Origin of the sequence: Cohnella lupini, from assembly GCF_003386205.1 — a bacterium.
Taxonomy (GTDB): Bacteria; Bacillota; Bacilli; order Paenibacillales; family Paenibacillaceae; genus Cohnella; species Cohnella lupini.
The window spans coordinates 49,916-76,321 of record NZ_QRDY01000005.1 but is presented as its reverse complement, the minus strand read 5'-3'; the positions used below and the strand labels follow the sequence as shown (position 1 = coordinate 76,321).

The window sequence follows — 26,406 nt, the reverse complement described above, 5'->3', positions numbered from 1 at the left end:
AGCGGACAGATCTAAGGGAGGCTTACCATGCTTCGGGAAATAACCATTCATAATTTGGCAGTTATTGAGAGCGTATCCGTTCCATTTCATTCTGGCTTCCATGTTCTTACCGGTGAAACCGGAGCAGGTAAATCCATCGTCATCGACGCGCTCACCTTGACCGCGGGAGGTCGAGGCTCCGCGGATATGATACGCCACGGTTGCGACCGAGCCGACATCGAGGCCGTATTCGATTTGTCACGCCAGCATCCTGTTTGGGAGACGCTTCGCCGCTTAGGCATCGAGGCCGACGCAGATGAGACGCTGCTGATCCGCAGAGAGCTGCTCGCGCAAGGGAAATCATCGGCGCGGATTAACGGCCAAAGCGTGACGCTGACGATGCTGAGAGAAGTCGGAGAGCATCTGGTCAACATCCACGGACAGCACGAGCATCAATCCTTGCTGCGAACCGATAAACATCTGGAATGGCTTGATTTGTTCGCCGCGGACGATATCCGCGAAGAGAAAGCGGCTTATCGCAAATTATTCCAGCAGTACCAAGCGGTCAGCAAGGAACGCCGAGAGCTCGAGGATCGTTCGCGCCAAGGTATGCAAATGCTCGACTTGTATCGGTTCCAACTAGAGGAAATCGCGGCGGGAAAACTGAAAGCCGGCGAGGAAGAATCCCTGACTGACGAAAGGCGCAAGCTATCCCATGCGGAGAAACTAACGGAAGCCGTTTCCGAAGCTTACGACCTTCTTTACGGGACGAAGGGTTTATCCGCGCTATCCAGAGCTTTGACCCGTTTGCAGGATATCGTTAAAGTGGATCCCGTTACCCTTCAACCTCTGGTCGAGCAATTGCAATCCGCTTATTACGGAGTCGAGGACAGCGCTTATCAATTGCGCGATTATAAAGAAGGCATCGAATTCAATCCTCAGCGACTGGCTCAGATCGAGCAACGTTTGGATCTACTGCATAGCTTGAAGCGCAAATACGGCGAGACGGTCGAAGATATTTTGAATTACCAAACTAGGATCAAGACGGAAACAGACCAACTTGACAATCGCGACGAGCTACTCAAGGAGCTGGCTACGCAAGAAGAAAGCCTGCTTGGCGAGCTTCAAACGAGCGCGGACAAGCTTACATCCATCCGCAGGACGGCATCTAGGGAACTGGCTCGTCAGATCGAGCAGGAACTAGCCCATCTCCAAATGGAACGTTCCGTTTTTGAGGTTAAGCTAGGCGTTTCGGTATTATCCGCGACTGGAGCGGACTCCGCCGAATTCGTATTATCCACGAATCCGGGCGAACCGCCCAAGCCGCTTGGCAAAATCGCTTCAGGCGGGGAAATGTCCAGAGTAATGCTGGCGCTTAAAGCTATTTTTGCCCAAATCGACGAAATTCCCGTGCTTGTATTCGATGAAGTCGATACGGGAGTCAGCGGCCGAGCGGCCCAAGCGATCGCGGAGAAGCTGTCTTTGCTGTCTCGTCATTGCCAAGTGTTCGCAATCACGCATCTGCCTCAAGTCGCCTGTATGGCCGATCACCAATACGAAATCTATAAGCAGGTTACAGCGCAGGATCGTACTCAGACGTCCGTAACGGAGCTTACGGAGGACCAGAGGGTAGAGGAATTGGCAAGAATGCTCGGCGGAGTGGAAGTGACGGAAAAAACACGCCATCATGCACAAGAAATGCTTAGTTTGGCTGAACAACGAAAAAACGCGTGACGACGCGAAAAATCAAACAAAAAGGAATCATTTTGAGAACATAAAAGAGGGCAGGCACGGTTACCTTATAGGTACGTTATCGGCGACATAAAAAAGAGCCGATTTAGTCTATAGGGGAGCGTGAAAACTTGTACCAGAAACACTCCAAGAAACGCCGCATGGGTCTCGTTGCCGTTCTTATGCTATGCGTCGCAGTTTGCTCCGCGCCGATCCAACATTTCGCGAAATTTCCTAACCAGCTGCGATTATTCCAAGGACAATCTGTTTCCCTTCATTATGCGATGCCCGTTCATGCTCAAGGAAGCTTAAATCCTCAAGTCGCGGGTATCAATGGAAGCAGCGATGCTTCCGTTCGCGTAGATCTGAGCCAGCCTTTATCCATTCAACCGAAGCACAGTGGCGTAACGAATCTCAAGCTCAAGCTGTTCGGCAAAATTCCGTTCAAGACGGTGAAGCTCCAAGTCATTCCGGATTTGCGGGTCGTTCCAGGCGGTCAAACGATCGGCGTCAAGGTCAAGTCCGCCGGCATTATGGTGGTCGGACATCATCGGGTTCAAACGAAGGAATCAAGCGTTTCTCCCGGCGAAGAAGCCAAGCTGCGTCTCGGAGATCTGATCGTGGAAATCAACGGCGAAGCCTGCAATGATATTTCCAAGATCGCTCCTTACGCAGAAACGGCCGGCCGCGATGGCGGAGCGTTGCAATTGCTGGTCCAAAGAGGCAAGGAAAGGTTCAAAACCTCGTTGAAACCGGCTTACGACGAGGAAGATAAAGCTTGGCGCTTAGGCTTGTACATCCGCGATTCTGCGGCCGGCGTCGGAACACTGACATTCTATGCTCCGGATCAAGGCGTATATGGAGCTCTGGGGCATGTAATCACAGATATGGATACCCAGTCGCCTATCGTTGTGGGAAGCGGAGAAATTCTCCAGTCGAACGTCAACTCAATATCGAAAAGCCAAAGCGGCGAACCGGGCGAGAAGAGAGCGAATTTCCTCAAAGGCGGTCGGATCCTCGGCAACGTCGAGCGGAATACTCCTTTTGGAATTTTCGGACAAATGAAACAAATGCCGGAGCACTCCTATAATCCGGAACTAATGCCGGTGGCCTTCGCGGAAGAAGTGAAGGAAGGGCCGGCGCAAATATTGACCGTCGTCGAGAAGCAGAAGGTCGAGCGCTTCGATATCGAGATCGTACACGTAACTAAGCAGACTTCGCCGGCAACCAAGGGCATGGTTATTAAAATTACCGATCCGAAGTTGCTCGAACGTACCGGGGGTATCGTTCAAGGCATGAGCGGAAGCCCGATCATACAGAACGGAAAATTAGTCGGTGCAGTCACTCATGTGTTCGTCAATGATCCCGCTTCCGGCTATGGATGTTTCATCGAATGGATGCTGCAGGATGCTGGAATTATGCTGAATCCGGAACAAGCGACTTCTAAGGCGGTTTAACGCCTTAGATTTTTGCCTAATTAGGAAAAGACGAACGATTGTCGAAATTGTGCGAAAATAATCAGCATTTGCCAACTCCTGACGCAAATCAAATATTATATTCGATTTTCATAAATAAATAAAGAAAAATTTTCTAATCGAGAAGGAATACAGAAACCCAATGTCGAAAACGGATAAACAGAGAAACGATAAGCGTTTTTCGTCATTAAATCTCGCACAGGGAAAGGGAGGACCAGACATTGCCACGGATTGAAGTGTTCCTAGCAGACGACAACCGAGAATTTACGAATTTGTTATCAGAGTACATCCAAGAGCAGGATGATATGACGGTCATCGGAGTGGCGTACAACGGAGAAGAGGTCATCCGTCAACTGGAGGAAACACGCAGGGTGCCGGATGTCATGATCCTCGATATTATTATGCCGCATTTGGACGGACTTGGCGTCCTGGAAAAATTGCGGGATTTGAATTTATCGCCAATGCCTAAGATCATTATGCTCACGGCTTTCGGACAAGAGAACATCACTCAGCGTGCGGTACAACTTGGCGCTTCATACTACATATTGAAACCGTTCGACATGGATGTTCTTGCTAACCGGATCCGTCAATTGGCGGGAAGTTCCGCGAATTCTTCGGTTACGACTTCCTCTTCGCAGAGCAGTCGTTCGAACATCGTGCAAATCGGGAAGCCGAAAAACTTGGATGCCAATATCACGAGCATTATTCATGAGATCGGCGTTCCGGCACACATTAAAGGTTATCAATATTTGCGCGAAGCCATCACGATGGTCTACAACAACATCGAGATTCTTGGCGCCATAACCAAGACCTTATATCCGGCGATCGCCGAAAAATTCAAGACGACGCCTTCCCGCGTCGAACGAGCAATCCGTCACGCGATCGAAGTCGCATGGACGCGCGGCAATATCGACAGCATCTCGCACTTGTTCGGCTACACCATCAATATCGCGAAATCGAAACCGACCAATAGCGAGTTCATCGCCATGGTGGCAGACAAATTGCGTATTGAGCACAAAGTGAGCTGAAACGGGGCGGGCTGAAGATATTTAAGCGAAATACCGTGATTAGGGCGTATTTACCCTGATCGCGGTATTTTTTTCCACTCTGTTACTTGATTCGATAGAAGATATTCGGGTTAAATCTCTATAAATAGAGAGCCCTGAATATAGGAAAGGGCAATAGGAGGCAAGGCTTTATGGAAATCATGAATACGAACTTCATTCTTGAGCATTTATATAAGGAAGTCGGTGATATGCTCAGTAGAGCTAAGACCACCTTTCCTCGCGACTCGGAGGATTTAAGGAAGCTGGAATTAGCTTACGGCGGAGTGGAAACGATCAAATACAGAGCGCCTTCGTGCGGAGCTTGGTGGCGGGAAGCCGCGGCCGGGTTGGAAGCCATTCGAACGCAATTGGTCACTTTAAGCGAAAATAAGCTGTATACACAATAATATTAAGAAAGCTTGCCTTTGCCGAATAATCGGCACATAGGCAAGCTTTTTATTCGCTGGAAGTGATTACGTTTTTTTGCCGGTTATCGTACCCGTATTCAGCAGAACGACTTTAACGTCTACGCTGAATGTCGTCTCGGCAAATCGTCGCGGCCAATCAGGCCCCCACCTTTTCCAGGTCCGATTATGCATCCGGCAAATGGAGTTGCCGACGCCGATAATATCGGCTTGTTCCTTCTGCAGCAATCGCAATGTATCCGACACGTCGTTACTGACGGTGTCGCGAATACGTTTAAGATATTCGTTTACTTCGGTTGCCGTTGACACGTCGTTGCAAACCAACTCGGTGATCGTTCCCTCGATTTGAATGCCGATTCGCAAGGATAGCTCGTCGTTTCTTGTAATAACGGGGGTAATGTGCGTCCGTAGCCGCGTAATTTCGAAGGAGTCTTTGCTTGCTTTTTTATTTTCCGCCGATCCCTTGCACGGAATCGTTAACGTTCCACGATTGAATTGGTTTTTGAGCATTAGAACGGTTGGCGTATTGGCTCTCGGTATAATCGCGAATACTCTCCCGCTGGGAGCGCCCATAACGGCCAGTCCGTTCATGATAACGGAAGGATTCGGCTTAGGTCTCAATCGGAGATAGGGAAAGGATAGCGTTGATACTTCTTCCATGGACGTAATAAGCACGTTCTTTAATGTAGTTACGACGGCTCTGCCCGAATAACTGGAGGATACTCTTCCGATTTCCAGTAGCTGCTGCCCCATTGTATTCTCTATGAACGGTTTTATTTTTAGATAATCCATAGCGGAACCTTGCGTAACCATCACGTTAATATTGCTTCTCGTTTGCGGGTTCCGCATGAAAAATTCAAGCAGTTCCGCGATATTCCTCGACTTGGCAAGTTCTTCGCTGATCAGAAGAACCCGAATATGGCTCCATTGGAGCCGTCTTCCCAATTCGCTGGCTATTAGGGAAGAGCTGCCGAGAAGAGAAGGTCCATTCGCCCCGATATCGATGAACGATTTCCCCGAAGAGGTGTTCTCGCCGGAGGCGGAAGGGCGTCCCGGCTTGTAGATATGCGCGGTTAATCGAATCGAGCCGTTCGATTCCTGATCCAGCGAGGCAGCCTGCACGAAGCCCCAATCCGTAAGCTCCACTTTATTCCAACATCCCGTCAATCCGAAGCACGCGGACACGACTACAAGCAACAGCAAAAGATTTTTCATTGAAGCCTCCCACTCAGGAACCTTTTTGCCTGATTTTCATGAGCTTGCGATTTCTTGGGGAAACGAGCAAGTGCCTCAACGGGAAGCGCACGAAAATATCCCTGAAGTTTCTGAATTTGATCGGAGCCAGAGACGAGAGATAGGGTTGTCCGAGCGTGTGCAAACGAGTCAGATGAAGCAGAATCAGTAGAAAGCCGATCATTAAGCCGAATCCTCCTAGAATACCTGCCGCGATCATAAGCGGAAATCTAACGATTCGCAAGGCGATCGCCATATCGTAATGAGGGATGGCGAATGAAGCGATGCCGGTCAGCGCGACGATAATCACCATAATGGGAGAAGCGATCTGGGCCGTGATCGCCGCTTGACCGATGACGAGGGCTCCTACTATGCTAACTGCGGATCCTACTGGCCGAGGAAGTCGAATACCGGCTTCTCTGAGGAGCTCGAAGGATACCTCCATCGCCAACGCTTCGAAAAAGGCCGGGAAAGGAATGCCTTCTCGCGAATCCAGTATGGTGAGCAAAAGCACGGTCGGGATAAGCTCGGGATGGTAGGTCGATAAAGCGATATACAAACTCGGAAGAACGAGGGCAATGAAGAAAGCGAATAGCCGAAGAAGGCGAATTAAACTAGCGAAAACCGTCCTTACATAATAATCCTCGCTCGTCCCGAAGAAGTCGACGAAAAGAGAAGGGCAGATCAGTATCATCGGGGAATTATCGGTTAGAACGAGTATTTTCCCGTCCAGCAAGGCGGAAGCCGCGTTATCCGTTCTTTCCGTGTAACGATATTGGGGGAACGGGGAATAGGAAGAGTCCTCGATCCAATCTTCCACGTAAGACGTGCCAAGAACCTCGTATTCCTCGATTCCTTGGATACGGCTGCGGAATTCAAGCAGCAGCTCCGGATCCGTAGCATCCTGCAAATACAAGTAAGCGATTTTTGTTTTTAGGCTCGAGCCGGCGGTAATGACTTCGACTTTTAATTTCGGGGTTTTGACGCGTTGACGTATCATCCCTAAGTTCGTGGATAAGCTTTCATTCGTTCCTTCCCGCGGTCCTTGCACAACGGGTTCGCCTATGGACTCCATGACGGCCCGCTTCTCTATGCCTCTCGTGTAATAACAGATCGAATGATTCCAGCCATCGAAAAAAAGCGCGATAAACCCTTCCAGAACGAGATCGGCCGTTTCCGTGAGCGAATTCGAGAGCTTGAAAGGCTGCGAGGTCATTCCCTGGTTATGAAAGTAATGTCCGATGAATTCGGGAGTAAGCTGCTCATTCGCGGCAAGCGATCGGCTGGCATCCAGAAGCGTGCTACTAAGGTGGTTTTTGTTCCGATCTTTAACGAGAGTACCGCAATGTACCGTAAAGACGTTATGTTCGAAGCGGTCGCCGAAGGTCCATTCGTCGAAAGCGATATCCTCGCAATGATCGAATATAGCCTTCATCGCGGTTAGATTTTGAGAGCCGTCGACGGTCAAACGCGAATCGTCCGGGCGCGAAGTACGTTGATCGGACATCGAATCACCCTTTCGCGGAGGAGGTGCGGTTTTTTTGTTTAAACAAGCTGATTACGGCGAGCAGAAAGAGGATGGCACCTCCAATGAAGATCACGGTGAACGGCCATAGCGTATAGACTTGTTTCGTGAATTCGGCGGGCGTTCTGAACATCGTTAACGAAAGCATGAGACTGACAAGCGAAATGGGGTAAACAAGCGTGTTTTCATCTTTGAGCCCGAGAAGCTTGACCATGATTTGATTGAGGATAAATAGGAAGATGCAAGCCTTCATAAAGGATCCCGTAATTAGCGCGATGACGACGATCGCCTCGATTCGTTGAATGAAATCGGCGATCTGAATGACGCTGGCCAAGCTGTACAAGGAATACTTGAGCGTTCCCGTAGCGGGACCGAACGCCATTAAATTGCAGACGACGGACAAAAGGAGGACCGAACCCGATAAACCGTAAGCTAGGTACATGGATTTTACGGAAGCCATCTTGCCGTTTCCGCGGACGAAGGGAAAAACCATGGAGAATAAAAAAATTTCACCGAACGGAAATCCGGCCGAGATGAAAGCTCCATGTAATACGGGACGAATGCCATTGGAGAAAAAAGGAAGCAGATATAGAGGGTCGTAGTTGGGTATGGCCATCAAAAGGACGAGAAGAGTGAGCGCAAGCATGATTCCGACAAGCAGGACGAACATCCTTGCCATCACCTTGACACCCGAACGTACGGTAAAAGCCGCAATCATGAAAATCAAGGAATCGAACACGAACCCGGGAGTCTCGGTCATCATGACGCTGGAAAGAAACTCTCCGATGCCCGCAACCACTCCGGGAAGACTAAAAAAGAGCATAAGGATAAGGGGCAACGACAGGAAATAAGTCAGAACGTTTCCTATGAGGCTTCTGCTATACTCGATCAGGCTTACCCCGTTATGAGCTCGATGCAAATACAAGACGCAGAATAGAACGATAATGCCGTACGAAAAAGAAATCAACATAGATAACCAGGACGTCGAGCGCGCGACCTCAGAGATCGAATTAGGAATAAAGACGATAGATGAACCCGTCGTATAAGCGATCATTAGGCAAGTCATTTGCAGAGTATCGAGCTTATCCTTGTCCTTTCGTTCCATAAGTGTAACAAGCCTCCAAGCTATTCGTTAGGCTTAAACATTCGCATTAACGCTTCCGCGGGTCCACCGTAAATAAAACTGATTAGGTCTGTTATATTAGGCAAAGCCGCTCCGGTTATGAAAATATAGCCCAAGTAAAGGGCAGAGATCATCAATACGACGTAAATAGCGGCTCCCTTGAAGGGCATTCTTTTGTATGCTGGAAAATCGATCAACGGGACCGCGGCAATAAACACGAAGAACGCTATCACTCTGTCGGTCATAACGATTAATCCATCCCTGTGAAGAGCTAGTGTAATATATGGCAAGCCCGAATAGTTTCTCATATGGGAAGGAAAATTATGCAAAAAAGAATAAGGCCGTTCCGCCAACATGATAATTGGAGGAACGGCCTTATTAGGCACGAAGAAGGATTACGCGTCGAGATGAACGATCATGGAGCTGCCGGAAGGATCCGGCGTGAGCTGAATGCCTTGTTCCATAGAAATGAATTGGCCGCCAGAAACCTGCGAGACGGAAGAAATGCCTCGGAGAAGGAGACTCCAATCGCTGGCGCTACCTTCCGACTGTATGCTTATCGCGTTGCCGTCCCTGGTTGCCGTGACGGACAATCGCGGCTTGCCCTGAATCGTCGGAATGGAGGCGGTAGCGGTAGCGCCGTCTTTCAGAGCGAACAGATGAAGAGTAACTCCGTCCGCATACTCGTAATCCGGCCGATTTTCTTCGTTTCCTACCGGAATCATGCTGTTCTCTTTTGCAAATAACGGAAGGTCGAAATAGTCGTATTTTCCCTTACGCCAAGCCCCGCCATGTACCTGCTCCCCGGTGAGAAAATGCGTCCAAGTGCCTTGCGGCAAGTAATAAGTCGCATCGCCTTCAGGGTTAAAGATCGGTGCTACGAGCAAAGAATCCCCCAGCATATATTGCCGATCTACGTAATCGCATGTGGGATCGTCTCCGAACTCAAGCACCATTGCTCGCATGAGCGGAATGCCGATAGCGGACGACTCCACCGATTTGCCGAAGAGATAAGGCATCAGGCGCATCTTAAGCTTCGTGAAGAATCGAAGGACGTCGACGGCTTCTTCGTCATATAACCAAGGAACGCGATAGGAAGTGCTTCCGTGCAGGCGGCTATGGCTGGATAGCAAACCGAATTGCACCCAACGTTTGTATAAATCGGGAGGAGAGCTCTGCTCGAATCCGCCGATATCGTGACTCCAATAGCCGAAGCCGGACAAACCTAGCGACAGCCCTCCGCGAAGGCTTTCGGCCATGGATTCGTAGGTCGCCTCGCAATCGCCGCCCCAGTGAACGGGGAATTGTTGGCCGCCGGCCGTCGCGGATCTGGCGAACAAAGCCGCTTCGCCTTTACCGCGTTTTTGTTCCAATAACTCGAATACGACCTTGTTATACAATTGAGTGTAGTAATTATGCATTTGCATCGGATCCGAACCGTCGTGGTATACGATGTCGGTAGGAATTCTTTCGCCGAAATCGGTTTTGAAGCTATCGACTCCCATATCCAAGAGCGCCGATAACTTGTCTTGAAACCATCGGCAAGCCGCCGGGTTAGTGAAATCGACGATTCCCATGCCATATTGCCACAGATCCCATTGCCAGACGCTGCCGTCTGCTTTCTTAAGCAAGTACCCGTTCTCCATGCCTTCATCGAATAACGCGGAGCGTTGAGCGATATAGGGATTGATCCATACGCATATTTTCAAGCCTTTCGCTTTGAGGCGTTGGAGCATGCCCTTGGGATCGGGGAACACTCGCTCGTCCCATTCGAAATTACACCATTCGTATTCCTTCATCCAGAAGCAATCGAAATGAAAGACGGCAAGCGGAAGATCGCGCTCGGCCATTCCCTCTACGAAGCTGGTAACGGTAGCTTCATCGTAGTTCGTCGTAAATGATGTCGTTAACCACAGTCCATACGACCATGCGGGAGGCAATGCGGGTTTGCCGGTAAGAGAAGTGTAGTTGCGCAAGACGTCCTTAAGGGAATCTCCGCCGATCAGAAAATATTCTAAGGATTCGCCTTGAACGCTGAATTGGGTTTTGGATACGATTTCGGAGCCGACCTCGAACGACACGAGCTCGGGATGGTTTACGAACACGCCATACCCGCGACTGGTGAGATAGAAAGGAATGTTTTTATAAGCCTGCTCGGAGGCCGTTCCGCCGTCTTGGTTCCAGATATCGACGACTTGTCCGTTCTTAACGAACGGAGTAAACCTTTCTCCAAGCCCGTAGACGGTTTCTCCGACGCTAAGCGATAGTTGCTCGCGGAAATGATGGTTGCCGTCGGCCGCCTTGACGTATGCGGTCGATCTAGTTCCGCTACTCGTCAGCTTCTTGCCTTTATGCGTATAAGTAATGGTCATGGGGTGTTTCTTGGTCAGAGTGACGGTCGTATGCCCGCTGGTCATGCTGACGGTTTCCTCGTTGTCCTCCACGTTGACCGGAACATTGCCCGATGGCAATAAATCGAACGAGGAAGGACCTTTGCGAACTTTGCCTTTATGGTGGTACATCTTCACTCGAATGATATCCGGAATCGGCGACGAGAATTCCAACGTCATTAGAGGTTCGTTCAGCGTGTTGCCACGATTCTCGAGATGGCGATGCGTCGCGTATACGGTAATGGAATCCTTGCCGATCTTAACGTCGTGGATCTCATATGGACTAAGCAAATCGTAACCTTGGCGAGTCATCCAGTATCCGTCGGTAAACTTCATAGGAAATCATCCCTTCTTCCATAACTTGTGTGTTCGTTCATTCAATAACATTATAGTGATATTATTTTTATATATCTTGCATTATAATGCTATTAAATATCATTATTATGATCGAATGGAGTCGGGACATGGACATCAGACTGTTACGTGAGAACCGGCGGCACGGGACTCCGCGGTTTCCGATGTCGCTTTACATTCAGGAGCGAAAAGCGCTAGATACGATATTGGACAACCACTGGCATGACGAAGCCGAGTTCTTATGGGTTATAAGCGGTCAAGCCGTATTTCAGGTCGGATTGACGACGTACGAAATTCAGGCCGGGCAAGGTGTTTTCGTACCAAGCGGCGAAGTGCATGGCGGTTATTCTCTTCAAGACTCGCCATGTACATACGTGGCAGCCGTATTTCATATGGACTGGTTTACGGAAAGCAAAGACGAAACGGCAACTCGATATTTGCAACCCCTTCAAAGAGAAGAAGCCATGCTTCCGTCTATTTACGACGAGACGACGGAATGGGGCCAGGCGGTTATCGGTCATCTTACGAAAGTGCAACGGCTTTTCGATTCGAACGATCCGGCCAGGGAAATGAGAATCAAGGCGGAGCTGTATTTAATATTCGCGGATTTGATTACCTATGAACAATGGAAAAGGAAGGACCAAGCCAAGGCAGTCGATAACGATACGATCGATCGGTTGAAAAGCGTCGTCGCTTACGTCGAAGATCATTGCGGACAGCCCATAACCGTATCCCTATTAGCCTCGCATGCCGGGATGAGCTCCGGTCATTTTAGCCGCGTGTTTAAAACGTTTATGAGAAAAACGCCTATGGAATACGTTAATCAGTATCGAATTCAACGGGCAGCCAACTTGCTGCAATCTTCGAGCATAACGGTAGCGGAAGCGGCTCTTGAAGTCGGTATCGATAATTTCAGCTATTTCAGCAAAAGATTCAAAGAGAGTTATGCATGCACGCCAATGCAATTTCGCAAAAAATTTAGGTCTCTTTAAGGTATAATAAAAAAATTCTGATATAGTGAATAAGGTCGGTTGTATAAATGAAGGGGGAACTAAGCAAATGAGCGAGCGTAACGAGAATGAACTGAATGATAAGAATGGGGTTACGAACCAAGAAATCGAGAACGAGTTGGAAAAGGAAGTTGTCGTCGATCATGAGCAAGAGGGGATCGAACTAGAGAAAAACGAGGGAACTATCGTTGAAGACGTGCCTGGACAAGCCGTGACTTCGGTTACGCCGACGGCACCTGCGGCTCCGGAGAAGAAAGCTTCGGCCAATTTCGTGCCATGGGTGATTACGGTCATTGCCGTAGCGGCTTTGGTTTTCGTACTGGTGAGAAACCCGTCCGGCGGAAACATGAACGAAGTCGTAGGAAAGATGGACGGAATCACGATCAAGAAATCCGATTTGTACGATTCGGTCGTCAAGCAAATGGGCGACGAGCAATTAACTGCTTTGGTTGACAGCACGGCCGAGCAACAATTGATCGATACCGAATCCGAGAAGGCGGGAGTTGTCGTCACGGATGCGGACGTTCAGCTTGAGATCAAGGCCCTCATGAAGCAATACGGAATGGCTACGGACGCTGATCTCGAAGCCGCTCTGCAACAATCCGGCATGACTTTGGCGGACTTCAAGGAAAAGCAAGTGAAGCCGCAGCTTAAATACAAGAAGTTGTTCGAGAAGCAACATCCGGCATCGGAGGATGACTTGAAAGCTTACTTCGAGAAAAACAAAGAAACGACGTTCGCGACGACTCCGAAAGAAGTCAGAGCATCCCACATTCTGCTTCCGACTAAAGAAGAAGCGGAAGCCGTCTTGGCCGAATTAAAGGCCGGCAAGGATTTCGCGACGCTTGCCAAGGAGAAATCCCAGGATCCAGGATCTAAGGACAAGGGCGGGGATCTCGATTTCTTTAAGCCGGGCATGATGAACGAAGGCTTCGAAACGGCAGCGTTCGCATTAGCTAAAGGCGAAATGAGCGGCGTAGTAGAAGCGGAAAGCGGCTTCCATATCATCAAGGTTACGGATATCAAGCCAGCTGTCGTTCCTGCCTATGACGAAGTGAAAGATTTAGTCTCGAGCACGTACTTCAGCGAGAAGTTCGCTACGGAAGGTCAAGCTTGGATCGAAAAAATGAAAACCGACAGAAATTACGAAAACCTGTTGGTCAAGGAACCGGAACCGGCTGCGTCGGCAACGCCGCCAGCATCTCCGGAAGCGTCTCCTGCAGCGCAGTAATCGTTTGTTAGAGTTATCAGTTATCGCTTCCGCTTGTCCCAAGTCCGTCTTTGTCGGCGGGTTGGACAAGCGGTTTTTCTTTTGCCTTCGGCGAAAATTTCCGTAATTCTAAAGTAAACCTTAAAGCTTTCTTAAGAAGTGTAAAACCTTGTAAGCTCTACGGACAAGAGAGGGAATGTTGCGGTATAGTGGGTAAGATAAACCGTAAAGCTCAATGATTTTTTCCTTGCAAAGGAGCATAAATAAGAATGTCCAAATCCATTCTCATCGTTGACGATGACCGTGAAATCGCCAATCTGATCGATATTTATTTGCGGAACGAAGGCTTCGAGACCTCTCAAGCGCATGACGGGGAAGAAGCGATGGACAAGATCGCGGGACAGGCGTACCACCTCGTCGTGCTCGACGTCATGATGCCGAAGATGGACGGACTGGAAGTGTGTCGGCGCATTCGCGAAACGGCCGCGATTCCTATTCTCATGGTCAGCGCCAAAGCGGAAGACATGGACAAAATCCTCGGTCTTATGACTGGCGCAGACGATTACGTCGTCAAGCCGTTCAACCCTTTGGAGCTGGTAGTGCGAGTTAAGACGCTCTTAAGGCGCGCTTATCAATACGGACAGCAAGCAACAGCTACGCCGGAGGAGGAAGGCTTGCTCAAGATCAACGAGCTGACGATCAATAAAGCGACTCATTCCGCTGAAGTGAACGGTCGTCAGGTTCATCTGACTTCGACGGAATTCGGCATCCTTCATTTGCTTGCGAGCAACCCCGGCAGAGTATTCAGCGCGGAGGATATTTTCCAGCAAGTGTGGAAGGAGAAGTATTTTGAGTCGAACAATACGGTCATGGTTCATATCAGCAAGCTAAGGGACAAGTTGGAGCAAGAGATGGGCCGCAAGCTGATCACGACGGTGTGGGGGGTTGGCTATAAAATTGAAGCCTAATCTTGCGTTGCGGATGGCTTGGAAATTGGTATGGCAGATAATATTGAGCGCTATTTTAGCTGTATTCACATGCTATTTGCTGATTATCGTTCTGGAGCGGATGACTCGGAATAATAACATTCAACGCAGATTCATAAGGGAATTATACTATATGTTCGGTGAAATGCCCTTGATGTTGTTCGCTTGTTTCCTTCTCTTCATCACGTACATGATCGTATTCAACTGGAGACGGTTTAGCTATTACGACAAGCTTAGCCGTTCCGTTGAGCATGTCGCGGAAGGCAATTTCGACGATCTCATCCCCGTCAAACAAAACAACGAAGTCAGTCTGCTTGCGGAAAATATTAATTCCTTGGTTCTGGAGCTTAAGCGATCGTTGGACGAGGAAAGAAAGGCGGAGCAGACGAAGAACGAGCTAATCACGAACGTATCCCATGACCTGAGAACGCCGCTAACGTCCATCATCGGCTATTTGGGGCTAATCGAACAAGATCGTTACCGCGACGAGGTAGAATTGCGTCATTATGTACAGATTGCGTATGCTAAAGCCGAGCGGCTTAACGTACTCATTCATGACTTGTTCGAATATACGCGAATGCGTCATGACGTCATTCCGTTTAACAAGCAAGCCTTTAATCTCGTCGAGATGATGAAACAACTGCTAGTCCACCATCGTCTATTATTGGAGAGCGCCAACATGAAAGGCAACTTGATCTCGCATTCGAACGAATTGACGTTATCGGGAGATCCGGATAAGCTCGTGCGCGTTTTCGAAAATTTACTCACCAATGCGATTTCTTACGGTTATGCGGGGGGCAAGGTCGAAATTTATTTGAATCAACATAACGAGTCGGCCGTCATCGATATCGTAAATTATGGCGAGGCGATTCCCGCTACGGCGCTCCCCCACTTGTTCGACCGATTCTATCGGGTAGATAAATCCCGGACGGAAAATTCCGGAGGAACAGGACTGGGGCTTGCCATCGCCAAAGGCATCGTAGAAAGACATGGCGGTACGATCTCGGTTACCAGCGACGGAGATAGCACTAATTTTCGGGTACGGCTTCCTTTATCTTAAGGTAAACTTATGATTTGCTTTCATTTTGCTTAAAGAGTTCCCTCTACAATGAACGCTATAGAGCTCGTTCAGGAGGGAAAGGTTATGCGCTGGAAAAGGTTGATCGTATTAATCTGCTTTTTGTTGATTTTAGGCTGGGCAACGGATATTAAGGGGAAGATTGGACTTACGGAGAACAAGGGACCTAGCTTGGCGGTCGTCTCAGCAGCTCTGATGGATGCGGAAACCGGACGATGGCTATACTTGAGCAATGCTCAAGAACCCCTCCCACCTGCCAGTATGTCCAAGATGATGACCGAGGTACTCGTGTTGGATAGCATTAAGTCGGGAGAATTCGGCTGGAAAGATTCGGTCGTCGTCAGCGATTACGCCGCCAACGTCGGCGGTGCCGCGATGGAACTGACTTCTGGACAAGCGATAACGGTGGAAGAGCTGTTTAACGCGATGGCCGTGCATTCCGCTAACGATGCCGCGGTCGCGTTGTCTGAGTTCGCGAGCGGATCGGAGTCGCTATTCGTGAAGCGGATGAATACGAAGGCAGAGGAAATCGGCATGTCGCCTAACTCGCATTTCGCGAATTCCACCGGGCTGTCGAGCGCCGACCTCATATCGTATGAAGCGGCGGCCTCGAACGGCGAAACGATGTTGACGGCGAAGGATGTCGCAATATTAGCCCGATATTTAATCGAGACTCATCCGGAAATATTGAAAATAACGAAACAATCCACCGTTAGCACGTCGGCGAGCGGCAAGCTTGAAACCACGAACGAAATGTTGCCCGGACAACGATTCGGAACGCGCGGGAACGATGGTTTGAAGACCGGGTTTACCCAAAAAGCAGGTTATTGCTTCACCGGGACGACGGTAATGGATGGGCGCCGCTATATCACGGTCGTGATGGGTGCCGTTACTCCGGAATCGAGATTCGAGGAAACGAAAAAGCTGCTCGAGTACGGAGCGGGAATCTCCTCTTAATCCCTTGCACATGCAAAAGGCTCCTTCGCCGTTAAAGGGAAGGAGCCTTGATCACGCAAGCTTATGGTTATTCTACATGTCCGTCATTTGAATTCCCGTTGCCCAAGCTTGACGGACGTGGGGGACGCGAAGGCCTTGGGCGGAAACGCGAAGACAAATAATTGTGCTTGCGATCCCGGAAGAAAATCCATCCGCCGATAAATCCGATTCCGATGAGAAATAGAACCGCGCCGCCGATAAACTTGATCCAGTCGAAATCGGGATTTACGGTTTCGACTCCCATTTTCGCGAAAAAATCGTACAAAGCATCCTTCATCCGAAGGAATCCGTAAGCAGCCGAAAGTCCGGGAATGACAAGAAGTAAAATGGCTATCAGGCGCTGTGTAATCAGTTTCATAGGCTGATTTAGCCCTCCTTCCATACCTAATCATAACGATTTCTCGAAGTATTGTCCATGAATGCCATCAATCACCTTTCAGATACCCTATGATCCGACATTAACCTATGGTATTATGACACAAGAAAACGAGAGAGAGAAAGGAGATAGGGGTCAGTGGTTTTTTCCAGTCTGTTCTTTTTATACCTGTTCTTACCCATACTGCTAATTGCTTATTTCGTATTTAAGAATACGACTTATCGCAATTGGATTTTGATCTTCTTTTCCTTTGCCTTCTATGCTTGGGGAGAGCCTGTATGGATCGTTTTACTATTACTAGCATCGATAATCGGCTACTTATTTGCCCTCGGAATAGAGAAATATAGGGGGACATGGGTGGCGAAGACCATGTATATTACCGCTATTGCGGTCAATATCGGGATCTTGGGATTTTTCAAATATGCCGGGTTTCTCGTCGATAACGTAAATTCGATCTTACCTTTCGATATTCCGCATCCGGAAGTCACTTTGCCCATCGGGATATCCTTTTTTACCTTCGAAATCATTTGCTACCTAACGGACGTCTATAAAGGCACGATAAAGGCACCGAGATCTCCCAAAAAACTATTGCTTTACGTGTCTTTTTTTCCGCATTTGGTTGCGGGCCCGATTATTCGTTATTCGGACATTCAACATCAGATCGACAATCCTAAAGTAACGATGGCCGGCTTCAGCGAAGGGATCACCCGCTTTATGATCGGTCTCGGCAAGAAGGTCATTATCGCGAACCTGCTCGGAGAGAGCGTAGCGCAGTTGCTGAATCCAAGCTCGGGCTCGGCTACCGTTCTAGGGATATGGTTCGGAGTTTGTCTGTTTGCATTGCAAATCTATTTCGACTTCTCCGGATATTCGGACATGGCAATCGGTCTGGGGAAAATGTTCGGATTCAATTTGCGCGAGAACTTCAACTATCCTTATGTATCCAAGTCCGCGGGTGAATTCTGGCGGCGTTGGAACATGTCGCTTGGCGGTTTTTTCCGGGATTACGTCTATATTCCGCTCGGAGGTAACCGAAGATTCTATTTGCGTAATTTGTTCGTCGTATGGTTCCTGACGGGCTTCTGGCACGGCGCGAGCTGGAACTTCATTATTTGGGGCTTGTATTTCGGTTTGCTGATTTACTTGGAACGGTTATTCATCGGCAAGTGGCTAGAGAAGGCCGGGGCGGTCGTCTCGCATATCTACGGAACCTTCATTATGCTCATTGGCTGGGTTTGGTTCTACTTCACGGATTTGCACGAGGCGATTAAAGCGTTATTGACGATGTTCGGTTTGAATCATAGAGATTTCAGTAACTTGGAGCTGCAAATTTATTTCAAAGAAAATTTATTGCTGTTTCTTGTCGCGATCATTGCGTCCACGCCGCTTATGAAATGGACGTTCACCCGAATGGCTGAATCCAACCCTAAGCTGGGTGCGGGTTTACATGGGATCGGGGTTCCGGTGCTTAATATCGCGATACTTATTATCGCTACCATTTTGCTTATCGGTAGCACATATAATCCGTTTCTTTATTATCGGTTCTAGTGAGGAGGGTGAAGATGAAGCTGCAGGTGAAGCTAAATCTTATATTGTTCTTGGTATTTATTTTCGGGTTCGCTGCCGTGAACTTGCTGAAGCCGCACTCGAAAGAAGCGTCCAAGCTCGAGCAACGGGACATTGCGACCCAGCCGGAGTTTACGACCGATCGGTTTTTCGATGGCGAGTATACACGGGATTTCGACAATTACTTTTCGGATAATTTCGCCTATCGAACTTCGCTCGTTCAAGTCGGAGCAAGCATGAAAGAGCTTAAAGGAATTCCGGACGAGGATAGAGTTTCTATCGTCTCTGCCGGCGTCGATAACATGGACGGAAATAAGGAAAGTGCCACCTCCGAAGTTAGCAAAAGCAATTATATTATCATGAAGGATCGGGCGTATACCGCATTCAAGTTCTCCTCACAAGCATCGGATACGTATGCTGGCGCTCTTAATCGGTTCCGCGATTCCGTTGATCCTAAAGTCAATGTATATTCTCTGCTTGCGCCGACTTCGGTAGAATTCGCCGAAGACGAGAACATGAAGAAACTATCGGAGTCTCAGAAAGACGCTTTCTCATACGTGAACTCTAAGCTGTCTCCATCGATCAATAAAGTAGATGCGTATGCCGGACTTAGCGAGCACAAGGATGAATATGTTTATTTCCGCACCGATCACCATTGGACGGCGTTGGGAGCTTATTATTCTTACGCCAAGCTAATGGAGACAATGGGAGAAACGCCGGTGCCGCTAAGCAAGTATAAGAAAAGCGAGATCGAGGGCTTCTTAGGAACGGCGTACAAGCAATTGCTGGATAATCGCCTGAAGACGCATCCTGACCTGATCACGTACTATACGCCGTTTACTAAATCCGCCTATACGATGTATTCTACGAAAGGCAAAGGATCCGTGAAGAAGGTAGTCGATCCGAATTATGCTAAAATCAGCAGCACTTTTTATGCCGTATTCTTGGGCGGAGATTATCCGTGGGGAGAAATCGATACGGATAATAAGAACGGCAAACGGATCGTCGTAGTCAAGGATTCTTATGCCAATGCATTCGTTCCCTTCTTATTGCCTCATTTCGAGAAGGTATATTACCTCGATCCTCGCAGCTACAGCGGAAATATACTCGATTTCGTTAAAGAGCAGAAGATTACCGATGTTCTATTCCTGAATAACTCGACGGTAGCCCGTAATAGCGGCATTGCCGATTATCTAAACAAACTAATGGATGTTAGCAAATAATAAAGAAGCGGCGACCCGGTGGTCGCCGCTTCTTTTTCCCCTTTTGACGGTATCCCAATCGCTCAGAACGCGATAATGAGAATTCGCTTTTAACCCTTTTGAAGGTATCCCATCTATTCAGGTTGTAAATGGAAGGCCTCATCTCCCTTTTTGAAGGTATCCCATTCGTTCAGAATGCGTACATGAATTCATGTCGTCTCTTCGACGGTATCCCTTTTGCTCAGAAAGTGTGACTGAAGAGTATGCAATTAATAGAGTATCTCGTCACGCTAAATAAATATCAAAACCAACTATTTCTAACCCGTTTTCAACGTTTTTAGCTGATGCTGTCTTGGTGGTCTATTAGAACGATTAGATATTTCGCCTTCATTGATTATCTCGTTGTAAGTTATCCTTTTAGTTTGTATGCAGTCGACCAGAAGAGTCGAAAACATATATTCTCTCCCGACATTATACGTGTAGCAGTATTGATCGAGGTAAGATTGTAAATGCTTTGGACCGATTCCGCGAAACACCTGTCCAATCCACTGAGTAACATAATGACCCATCCAAGCGAGTGTCGTATTCATATTTCTACCATATCGTCTTGTAAGAATAACATTCGGTGCCGCAGCCGGATCGACGCAATTTGTAATAAATGGGGCGGTATCCGGACAATCATATTTATCGCGAAGAGGTTTCTTGGATTGATGTTTTATTTTAAGGTGGGCTATTTTTCCATTATCGTTGTCGGAGGTTCCAATAAGTAGTGGTTGTTCTTGCCTGTGCCATTCGAAGAATGTCGTTAAGCGCCTGCAATAAACGGAATCCGATACTCGGACTATTCCCGTAAGCTTCTGTTCGGAGTCGATTCGACTCATGGCGCGGCGGATTTTGTGGCAAATCAACCATGCCGTCTTGTATGTGACGCTAATAGCAGTCGATAACTGTACGGCATTAATGCTTTGGGGCTGCGTATGCAGAAAAATGGCATGGAACCAAAGATGTACCGGAGTACGGCTTCCTTCCATCAATGTATCTGTGATAAGGGACGTCTGAGCTCGACAAGAACGGCATTCGTAAAGCGGAAGTCTGCGTGTAGAAATAAGGTAATAATGTGGATGATCGCAACGCGGACAGCGGAACCCATTCGGCCATTTGGCGTTGAAAATATCGATAAAACAATCTTCCTCTTTCTTATATTTCTCACGGAAACTATCGAATTTTGCGGCAGCAAGAATGAGACTCATTCCATAGTCACCTCATTAACTTGTTTCATATTTTCATTATATCAAACATATGTTCGTATTTAAAGTATGTATTTGAAAAATATTCTAATTATCCAACTTGCTGTAACTTCTGAGCCAAAGGGATACCGTGAAAGGGAGTGTATTAGGAATAGATTCTTCCTGAGCCGAGGGAATACCGTGAAAAGGGGAAAAGAAAGCAATAGAAAGTTCTGAGCCGAAGGGATACCGTGAAAAGGGTTGGAGATCTGAGGTGTTGAATGAGATGTCGAAGACCTCCTGAGCGACAGGGATATCGCCGAAAGGCGAATTGGTTTTGTCCCAAGCGTCAAAAAAAGGTACAATAGAAGCGTTAGTTTACATACGGAGGGGAAACTATGCCAATCGAAGTCGATGTCGCCATCATAGGCGGCGGGCCGGGAGGCTATACGGCAGCGGTCAAAGCCGCACAGGAAGGCCGCAGCGTCGTGATCGTCGAGCGGGACAAGCTGGGCGGGACATGCCTGCATCGCGGTTGCATTCCAAGCAAGTCTTTACTTAGAAGCGCCGAGGTATTCGCGACGATCGGGGAAGCCGAGTCCTATGGCGTTACCATACCGAAGGGGACCGTATCCGTGGATTGGAACGCGGTGCTCCAACGCAAGAATAGTATCGTGGAACAATTGCATAAAGGTCTGCAGGCTCTAATGAAGCAGCATAGAATTGAAGTCTTAAACGGAAGCGGACGCATTATCGGTCCTTCGATTTTTTCTCCTCGGAGCGGGGCGATCGCGGTGGAGTTGGAAGACGGGCAGTCGGAGACGATCGTACCTAAAAATGTCATCATAGCAACCGGATCGCGTCCGCGTAGGCTGGATGGTCTCGTTTACGATGGACTGCATATCGCCACTAGCGACGAGGCGTTAAATTGGCCGACCAGACCTTCTTCGATCTTGATCGTCGGCGGAGGCGTCATTGGAGTGGAATGGGCGTCGATGCTTAGCGATTTCGGCACTGAAGTGACAATCGTAGAGACGGCCGACCGCTTACTTCCGACGGAAGACAAGGATATCGGTTCGGAGATCGCGAAAGCTTTGAAAAAAAGAGGCGTGAAAATCTTGACGGGAGCTTCTTTGCTGGCTGAGGAGTGCAGGTTGGCTGGTTCGGGTGTTCAAGCACGGGTATCCGTGAAAGACGAGGCGTTGGAGCTAACCGCGGAGAAGATGCTCGTATCGGTTGGAAGACAGGGCAACGTTGAGAATCTCGGCCTCGAAAATACGGATATCAAAACGGACAAAGGGTTCGTAAAGGTAAGTCCGAATACGTTGCAGACCGGAGAATCCCACATCTACGCGATAGGCGATTGCATTGGAGGTATCCAGCTCGCCCATGCGGCTATGCACGAAGCATCGGTGGCCGTCGAGCATCTTCTGGGCAAGAAGCCGTCCCGCGCGGCGGATCGCGATATTCCGCGATGCATCTACTCTCGTCCGGAGGCCGCATCGATCGGTTGGACAGAGGCGGATGCGAAGGCGCAGGGACATTCGGTTAAAACAGCGAAGCTGCCGCTACGTATCTTCGGCAAAGCTCTTGTATACGGCGAGAGCGAAGGGTTTGCCAAGGTGGTGGCGGATACGGCTACGGGAGATTTGCTGGGGGTACACCTTGTAGGCGCGCACGCGACTGAACTCATCGCCGAGGCATCGTTAGCGAAGCTGCTCGATGCCGTCCCATGGGAAATCGGGCGCACGATTCATCCCCATCCAACTTTGTCGGAAGCGATGCAGGAAGTCATGCTTGCTTTGGACGGAGGAGCAGGTCACGCCTGACGTTATCGCAACAATGCTCAACCCGGGAGACGAAGTCTTCGGAACGACGGGAAATGGCCTCGATAGGCCATTTCTTCCGATCGAGAGGGTTGGGCGTTTCTTTTTGCTTTCAAGCGGAGTATAATAGGTTTTAAGCTCAAGTATTAAGACCAGGTTATAAAACTAAATTAAAGCAGGAGGACGCGCCCATGAAACAAGCAGGTTCCGTCCAGCAATCCCACCGACATACCGCGTTAGGCTTGACCGATGAACGCGCGGTCGACATGTACAAGACGATGATGCTAGCCCGCCGCTTCGACGAAAGAGGGCAATTGCTGCAACGCGCAGGTAAAGTTAATTTTCACATCTCGGGAATTACCCAGGAACCCTCTCAGGTCGCGATGGGCTTTGCCATGGATTTGAAGCATGACTGGTTCCTTCCGTATTATAGGGATTACGGATTCGTATTGTCTCTTGGCATGACGGTCAAAGATTTAATGCTCTCCGTATACGCCAAAGGGGAAGATCCCAATAGCGCGGGACGACAAATGCCGGGCCACTTCGGAAGCAAACGCCTGCGGATCGTGACGGGTTCTAGCCCGGTAACGACTCAAGTGCCTCATGCGACCGGATTCGCGTTGGCGGCCAAAATGCGCAACTTACCTTCGGTGGCTATCGTCACTTTCGGCGACGGTTCCAGTAATCAAGGGGACTTCCATGAAGGCTGCAACTTCGCCGGCGTACATCAGCTACCGGTCATATTCGTATGCGAGAACAATCAATATGCGATATCCATGTCGATAGAGAAGCAAACTCGAGGAAGAATATGCGATCGCGCGCTCGGCTACGGATTTCCGGGCATTCGCGTAGACGGCAACGATCCTCTAGAGGTTTATCGCGTCGTTAGCGAAGCACGGGAACGCGCGGTATCGGGCCAAGGTCCTACGTTAATAGAGATCATGACGTACCGGGTAACGGCCCACTCGACATCGGATAACGATATGGCTTACCGGACGAAGGAAGAGGTCGACCTCCATAGAGGCAAAGACTCCTTGCCGGTGTACAAGCAATATTTGGTCGAAGCCGGCTTGTGGTCGGAGGAACAGGAAACGAAGCTTCAGGCGGACATTCGCGCCACGATCGACGAAGGCAACGAATATGCAGAGAAAGCGGCATTCCAGCCGGTTGAAGACGCATTTCGCCATGTTTACGCGGAACAGAGCGGAGGAGATCAGTAATGCCGGTTATAGAATATATCGATGCCATCCGTCTTGCGATGAAAGAAGAGATGGAACGGGATCAAGACGTGTTCGTCATGGGCGAGGACGTTGGCCTCAAGGGCGGCGTGTTCGGCACGACGAAAGGACTGCAGGTTCAATTCGGAGAGCAGCGGGCGCTGGATGCTCCCCTCGCGGAATCCGCGATTGCGGGCGTAGCGATCGGTGCGGCCATGGCGGGAATGAGGCCGATTGCCGAGATGCAATATTCGGATTTCATGTTCCCGGCCACGAACCAGATCATCAGCGAAGCGGCTAAAATTCGTTATCGCTCCAACAACGATTGGGATTGTCCGATCGTCATTCGCGCACCGATCGGCGGCGGAGTATTCGGCGGGTTATATCACTCCCAATGCCCGGAATCGGTGTTCTTCGGAACGCCAGGCCTCAAGATCGTAGCCCCGGCTACCGCTTACGACGCCAAGGGACTGCTTAAGGCGGCCATTCGCGACCCGGACCCGGTTATCTTTTTCGAAAACAAGAAATGCTACCGTCTTATTTCGGACGAAGTGCCGGATGAGGACTACATCGTGCCTATCGGCAAAGCGAACGTGATGAGGGAAGGCAGCGACATTACGGTGATCGGCTACAGTATGCCGCTTCACTTCGCCATGCAAGCGGCGGAAGAATTGTCGCAAGAACACGGCATCGAGGCGCACATACTCGATCTTCGTACGATACAGCCGCTCGACCGGGAAGGTATTCTCGAAGCGGCAGCCAAAACAGGGAAAGTGCTTATCGTGCACGAAGATAACAAAACGGGAGGAATCGGCGGAGAAGTGGCTGCCATTATCGCGGAAGAGCTATTATTCGATCTAGACGCTCCCATTCGCCGGCTCTGCGGCCCCGATGTACCCGCCATGCCGATTAACCCGCCGGGCGAGAAGCACTTCCTGCTTAACAAAGAAAAGCTGAAAACGGCAATGCTCGAACTCGCTCGTTACTAAGTTACTAAGCCGCCGGCGATCGTCACCGGGGAGGAGAATTCAAGAATGGCTAAACAAATTATCGAGATTACGATGCCCCAGTTGGCGGAATCGCTAGTATCGGCAACGATAGATAAATGGGTGAAGCAGCCCGGGGATTACGTGGATATGTACGAGCCTCTATGCGATATTCTTACGGATAAAGTCAATGCGGAGCTGCCATCGACAGTGCGCGGCATTCTCGTGAAACATCTGATCGGCGAAGGAGAAACGGTTGAAGTGGGCACGGCGATCTGCCTGATCGAGACGGAAGCCGAGGAAGTTCAGGACCATTCAACTCCAACCGGAGGTACCGAGGTACAAGGTTCCGGCCAGCGTGAATCTGCGGCAGAGCGAACACCTGCGGTCTCATCTTCACAAGGCGCCATTGACGCTAACGCTCCTATGCGCCACCGATATTCGCCAGCTGTTCAGAAGCTGGCCGCCGAACACGCAATCGATTTGAACCTCGTTCCGGGAACGGGAGAAGGCGGAAGGATCACTCGTAAGGACGTGTTGTCCGCCGTGGAGTCGGGAATAGCGAAGCAAGGTTCTTCGTCTTCAATGGACAAGCAACAACCGCAAACCGCTTTCGTTCCGATGGATCCGAAAGTTCCCGTTCGCTCCACGGGCATGCACTTAACGCAATCGCCCCGTATTCCATCTGTTGAATCCCAAGCGCAGGAGATTCCCGGCCGCGGAGAATATTTCATCGATATTACTCCGATCAGGAATACGATCGCAAGCCGGATGCGCCAGAGCGTTACGGAGATCCCGCATGCTTGGACGATGATCGAAGTGGACGTAACGAATCTGGTTATGCTTCGCGGAAAGCTGAAGGACGATTTCCAACGACGCGAAGGCATTAACTTGACTTACATGCCGTTTCTGATCAAAGCGGTCGTCAACGCGATCAAAGACTATCCGATCATGAACTCGATCTGGGCGGTCGACAAAATCATCGTCAAGAGAGATATCAATATTTCTCTAGCCGTCGGTACGGAGGATTCCGTCATAACGCCGGTCATTCGCAACGCCGATCAGAAGAACGTTCCCGGCATCGCGCACGAGATCGACGATCTGGTGCGAAGAACGAGAAACAACAAACTTACGCTGACGGACTTGCAGGGCGGTACCTTCACGGTCAATAACACGGGTTCGTTCGGATCGATTTTGTCGCAGCCAATCATCAACTATCCGCAAGCCGCGATCCTTACGTTCGAATCGATTGTCAAGAAACCAGTCGTCATCAACGACATGATCGCCGTTCGTTCAATGGTTAACCTTTGCTTGTCCTTGGATCATCGGATTTTGGACGGAGTCATCTGCGGACGTTTCTTGCAACGCGTTAAGGAAAACCTCGAGAGCTATAATCTCGACACGAAGCTGTACTAAAATAAGAAGCCCGGCTCGTTGCGAACATGC

At 49.4% G+C, this 26,406-nt stretch carries 22 protein-coding genes; 15 read left to right on the top strand and 7 right to left on the bottom strand.

Going from position 1 to position 26,406, the window contains the following annotated elements:
- Positions 1-27: 27 nt before the first annotated feature.
- From recN to DFP95_RS11045, 4 genes are all read left to right on the top strand, one after another.
- The gene (recN, locus tag DFP95_RS11060; RefSeq protein WP_115992680.1) at positions 28-1,713 is read left to right on the top strand and encodes a DNA repair protein RecN; all 1,686 of its coding nucleotides are present in this window, start codon (positions 28-30) and stop codon (positions 1,711-1,713) included.
- Between the two features lie 158 nt (positions 1,714-1,871).
- Entirely contained in the window at positions 1,872-3,167 is a 1,296-nt protein-coding gene (gene spoIVB, locus DFP95_RS11055; RefSeq protein WP_115992915.1) for a SpoIVB peptidase, read from the top strand.
- A gap of 239 nt (positions 3,168-3,406) precedes the next feature.
- Positions 3,407-4,213 (top strand): sporulation transcription factor Spo0A, encoded by an 807-nt coding sequence (gene spo0A / locus DFP95_RS11050; protein ID WP_115992679.1) that lies wholly within the window; start codon positions 3,407-3,409, stop codon positions 4,211-4,213.
- A gap of 170 nt (positions 4,214-4,383) precedes the next feature.
- A complete protein-coding gene (locus tag DFP95_RS11045; RefSeq protein ID WP_115992678.1) occupies positions 4,384-4,638 on the top strand; it encodes a hypothetical protein in 255 nt (84 codons plus the stop codon).
- A 66-nt stretch (positions 4,639-4,704) separates the two neighbouring features.
- On the opposite strand, the gene DFP95_RS11040 is transcribed toward DFP95_RS11045, so the two are convergent.
- The 5 genes from DFP95_RS11040 to yicI form a co-directional block, all read right to left on the bottom strand.
- Positions 4,705-5,871: a Ger(x)C family spore germination protein gene (locus tag DFP95_RS11040; RefSeq protein ID WP_115992677.1), complete on the bottom strand. Its 1,167-nt coding sequence runs from the start codon at positions 5,869-5,871 to the stop codon at positions 4,705-4,707.
- 13 nt (positions 5,872-5,884) lie between these two features.
- Positions 5,885-7,396, bottom strand: coding sequence for a spore germination protein (locus DFP95_RS11035; protein WP_115992676.1), 1,512 nt, complete (start codon positions 7,394-7,396; stop codon positions 5,885-5,887).
- Between the two features lie 4 nt (positions 7,397-7,400).
- The gene (locus tag DFP95_RS11030; RefSeq protein WP_115992675.1) at positions 7,401-8,519 is read right to left on the bottom strand and encodes a GerAB/ArcD/ProY family transporter; all 1,119 of its coding nucleotides are present in this window, start codon (positions 8,517-8,519) and stop codon (positions 7,401-7,403) included.
- A gap of 20 nt (positions 8,520-8,539) precedes the next feature.
- Positions 8,540-8,782 carry a hypothetical protein gene (locus tag DFP95_RS11025; RefSeq protein WP_115992674.1) on the bottom strand — a complete coding sequence of 81 codons (243 nt, stop codon included), beginning with the start codon at positions 8,780-8,782 and terminating at the stop codon, positions 8,540-8,542.
- Between the two features lie 150 nt (positions 8,783-8,932).
- Positions 8,933-11,263: an alpha-xylosidase gene (yicI, locus tag DFP95_RS11020; RefSeq protein ID WP_115992673.1), complete on the bottom strand. Its 2,331-nt coding sequence runs from the start codon at positions 11,261-11,263 to the stop codon at positions 8,933-8,935.
- A gap of 128 nt (positions 11,264-11,391) precedes the next feature.
- Between yicI and DFP95_RS11015 the strand changes: the two genes are divergently transcribed.
- The 5 genes from DFP95_RS11015 (at position 11,392) to DFP95_RS10995 (ending at position 16,522) form a co-directional block, all read left to right on the top strand.
- The gene (locus DFP95_RS11015) at positions 11,392-12,273 is read left to right on the top strand and encodes an AraC family transcriptional regulator (RefSeq protein ID WP_181907355.1); all 882 of its coding nucleotides are present in this window, start codon (positions 11,392-11,394) and stop codon (positions 12,271-12,273) included.
- A 67-nt stretch (positions 12,274-12,340) separates the two neighbouring features.
- Positions 12,341-13,522, top strand: a complete 1,182-nt coding sequence (locus tag DFP95_RS11010; RefSeq protein ID WP_115992671.1) for a peptidylprolyl isomerase — start codon at positions 12,341-12,343, stop codon at positions 13,520-13,522.
- A 248-nt stretch (positions 13,523-13,770) separates the two neighbouring features.
- Positions 13,771-14,469, top strand: coding sequence for a response regulator transcription factor (locus DFP95_RS11005; protein WP_115992670.1), 699 nt, complete (start codon positions 13,771-13,773; stop codon positions 14,467-14,469).
- Complete coding sequence (locus DFP95_RS11000) at positions 14,459-15,547, top strand: sensor histidine kinase (RefSeq protein WP_115992669.1); 1,089 nt, start codon at positions 14,459-14,461, stop codon at positions 15,545-15,547. The genes DFP95_RS11005 and DFP95_RS11000 overlap by 11 nt, the downstream gene beginning before the upstream one ends.
- 84 nt (positions 15,548-15,631) lie before the next feature.
- Positions 15,632-16,522, top strand: a complete 891-nt coding sequence (locus tag DFP95_RS10995) for a D-alanyl-D-alanine carboxypeptidase family protein (protein WP_181907354.1) — start codon at positions 15,632-15,634, stop codon at positions 16,520-16,522.
- A gap of 67 nt (positions 16,523-16,589) precedes the next feature.
- Here DFP95_RS10995 and DFP95_RS10990 read toward each other — a convergent pair whose 3' ends face one another.
- Entirely contained in the window at positions 16,590-16,919 is a 330-nt protein-coding gene (locus DFP95_RS10990; RefSeq protein ID WP_115992667.1) for a DUF2627 family protein, read from the bottom strand.
- 375 nt (positions 16,920-17,294) lie between these two features.
- Here DFP95_RS10990 and DFP95_RS10985 point away from each other — a divergent pair, with 375 nt between their 5' ends.
- On the top strand, positions 17,295-18,485 hold the full coding sequence (locus tag DFP95_RS10985) for an MBOAT family O-acyltransferase (protein WP_245987554.1): 1,191 nt from the start codon (positions 17,295-17,297) through the stop codon (positions 18,483-18,485).
- A gap of 14 nt (positions 18,486-18,499) precedes the next feature.
- The gene (locus DFP95_RS10980) at positions 18,500-19,726 is read left to right on the top strand and encodes a DHHW family protein (protein WP_115992665.1); all 1,227 of its coding nucleotides are present in this window, start codon (positions 18,500-18,502) and stop codon (positions 19,724-19,726) included.
- Between the two features lie 296 nt (positions 19,727-20,022).
- Here DFP95_RS10980 and DFP95_RS10975 read toward each other — a convergent pair whose 3' ends face one another.
- Positions 20,023-20,955, bottom strand: a complete 933-nt coding sequence (locus tag DFP95_RS10975; RefSeq protein ID WP_115992664.1) for a transposase — start codon at positions 20,953-20,955, stop codon at positions 20,023-20,025.
- Between the two features lie 374 nt (positions 20,956-21,329).
- Between DFP95_RS10975 and lpdA the strand changes: the two genes are divergently transcribed.
- The 4 genes from lpdA (at position 21,330) to DFP95_RS10955 (ending at position 26,376) form a co-directional block, all read left to right on the top strand.
- Positions 21,330-22,760, top strand: a complete 1,431-nt coding sequence (gene lpdA, locus DFP95_RS10970; protein WP_115992663.1) for a dihydrolipoyl dehydrogenase — start codon at positions 21,330-21,332, stop codon at positions 22,758-22,760.
- Between the two features lie 188 nt (positions 22,761-22,948).
- A complete protein-coding gene (locus tag DFP95_RS10965; RefSeq protein ID WP_115992662.1) occupies positions 22,949-23,977 on the top strand; it encodes a thiamine pyrophosphate-dependent dehydrogenase E1 component subunit alpha in 1,029 nt (342 codons plus the stop codon).
- Complete coding sequence (locus tag DFP95_RS10960; protein WP_115992661.1) at positions 23,977-24,963, top strand: alpha-ketoacid dehydrogenase subunit beta; 987 nt, start codon at positions 23,977-23,979, stop codon at positions 24,961-24,963. The genes DFP95_RS10965 and DFP95_RS10960 overlap by 1 nt, the downstream gene beginning before the upstream one ends.
- Positions 24,964-25,008: 45 nt before the next feature.
- Positions 25,009-26,376, top strand: coding sequence for a dihydrolipoamide acetyltransferase family protein (locus DFP95_RS10955; RefSeq protein WP_115992660.1), 1,368 nt, complete (start codon positions 25,009-25,011; stop codon positions 26,374-26,376).
- Positions 26,377-26,406: the final 30 nt, after the last annotated feature.

Coding starts and splice junctions, on each gene's coding strand:
- recN (WP_115992680.1), top strand. CDS start 28: ATGCTTCGGGAAATAACCATTCATAATTTGGCAGTTATTGAGAGCGTA.
- spoIVB (WP_115992915.1), top strand. CDS start 1,872: ATGGGTCTCGTTGCCGTTCTTATGCTATGCGTCGCAGTTTGCTCCGCG.
- DFP95_RS11045 (WP_115992678.1), top strand. CDS start 4,384: ATGGAAATCATGAATACGAACTTCATTCTTGAGCATTTATATAAGGAA.
- DFP95_RS11040 (WP_115992677.1), bottom strand. CDS start 5,871: ATGAAAAATCTTTTGCTGTTGCTTGTAGTCGTGTCCGCGTGCTTCGGA.
- DFP95_RS11035 (WP_115992676.1), bottom strand. CDS start 7,396: ATGTCCGATCAACGTACTTCGCGCCCGGACGATTCGCGTTTGACCGTC.
- DFP95_RS11030 (WP_115992675.1), bottom strand. CDS start 8,519: ATGGAACGAAAGGACAAGGATAAGCTCGATACTCTGCAAATGACTTGC.
- DFP95_RS11025 (WP_115992674.1), bottom strand. CDS start 8,782: ATGACCGACAGAGTGATAGCGTTCTTCGTGTTTATTGCCGCGGTCCCG.
- yicI (WP_115992673.1), bottom strand. CDS start 11,263: ATGAAGTTTACCGACGGATACTGGATGACTCGCCAAGGTTACGATTTG.
- DFP95_RS11015 (WP_181907355.1), top strand. CDS start 11,392: ATGGACATCAGACTGTTACGTGAGAACCGGCGGCACGGGACTCCGCGG.
- DFP95_RS11010 (WP_115992671.1), top strand. CDS start 12,341: ATGAGCGAGCGTAACGAGAATGAACTGAATGATAAGAATGGGGTTACG.
- DFP95_RS11005 (WP_115992670.1), top strand. CDS start 13,771: ATGTCCAAATCCATTCTCATCGTTGACGATGACCGTGAAATCGCCAAT.
- DFP95_RS10995 (WP_181907354.1), top strand. CDS start 15,632: ATGCGCTGGAAAAGGTTGATCGTATTAATCTGCTTTTTGTTGATTTTA.
- DFP95_RS10990 (WP_115992667.1), bottom strand. CDS start 16,919: ATGAAACTGATTACACAGCGCCTGATAGCCATTTTACTTCTTGTCATT.
- DFP95_RS10980 (WP_115992665.1), top strand. CDS start 18,500: ATGAAGCTGCAGGTGAAGCTAAATCTTATATTGTTCTTGGTATTTATT.
- DFP95_RS10975 (WP_115992664.1), bottom strand. CDS start 20,955: ATGAGTCTCATTCTTGCTGCCGCAAAATTCGATAGTTTCCGTGAGAAA.
- lpdA (WP_115992663.1), top strand. CDS start 21,330: ATGCCAATCGAAGTCGATGTCGCCATCATAGGCGGCGGGCCGGGAGGC.
- DFP95_RS10965 (WP_115992662.1), top strand. CDS start 22,949: ATGAAACAAGCAGGTTCCGTCCAGCAATCCCACCGACATACCGCGTTA.
- DFP95_RS10960 (WP_115992661.1), top strand. CDS start 23,977: ATGCCGGTTATAGAATATATCGATGCCATCCGTCTTGCGATGAAAGAA.
- DFP95_RS10955 (WP_115992660.1), top strand. CDS start 25,009: ATGGCTAAACAAATTATCGAGATTACGATGCCCCAGTTGGCGGAATCG.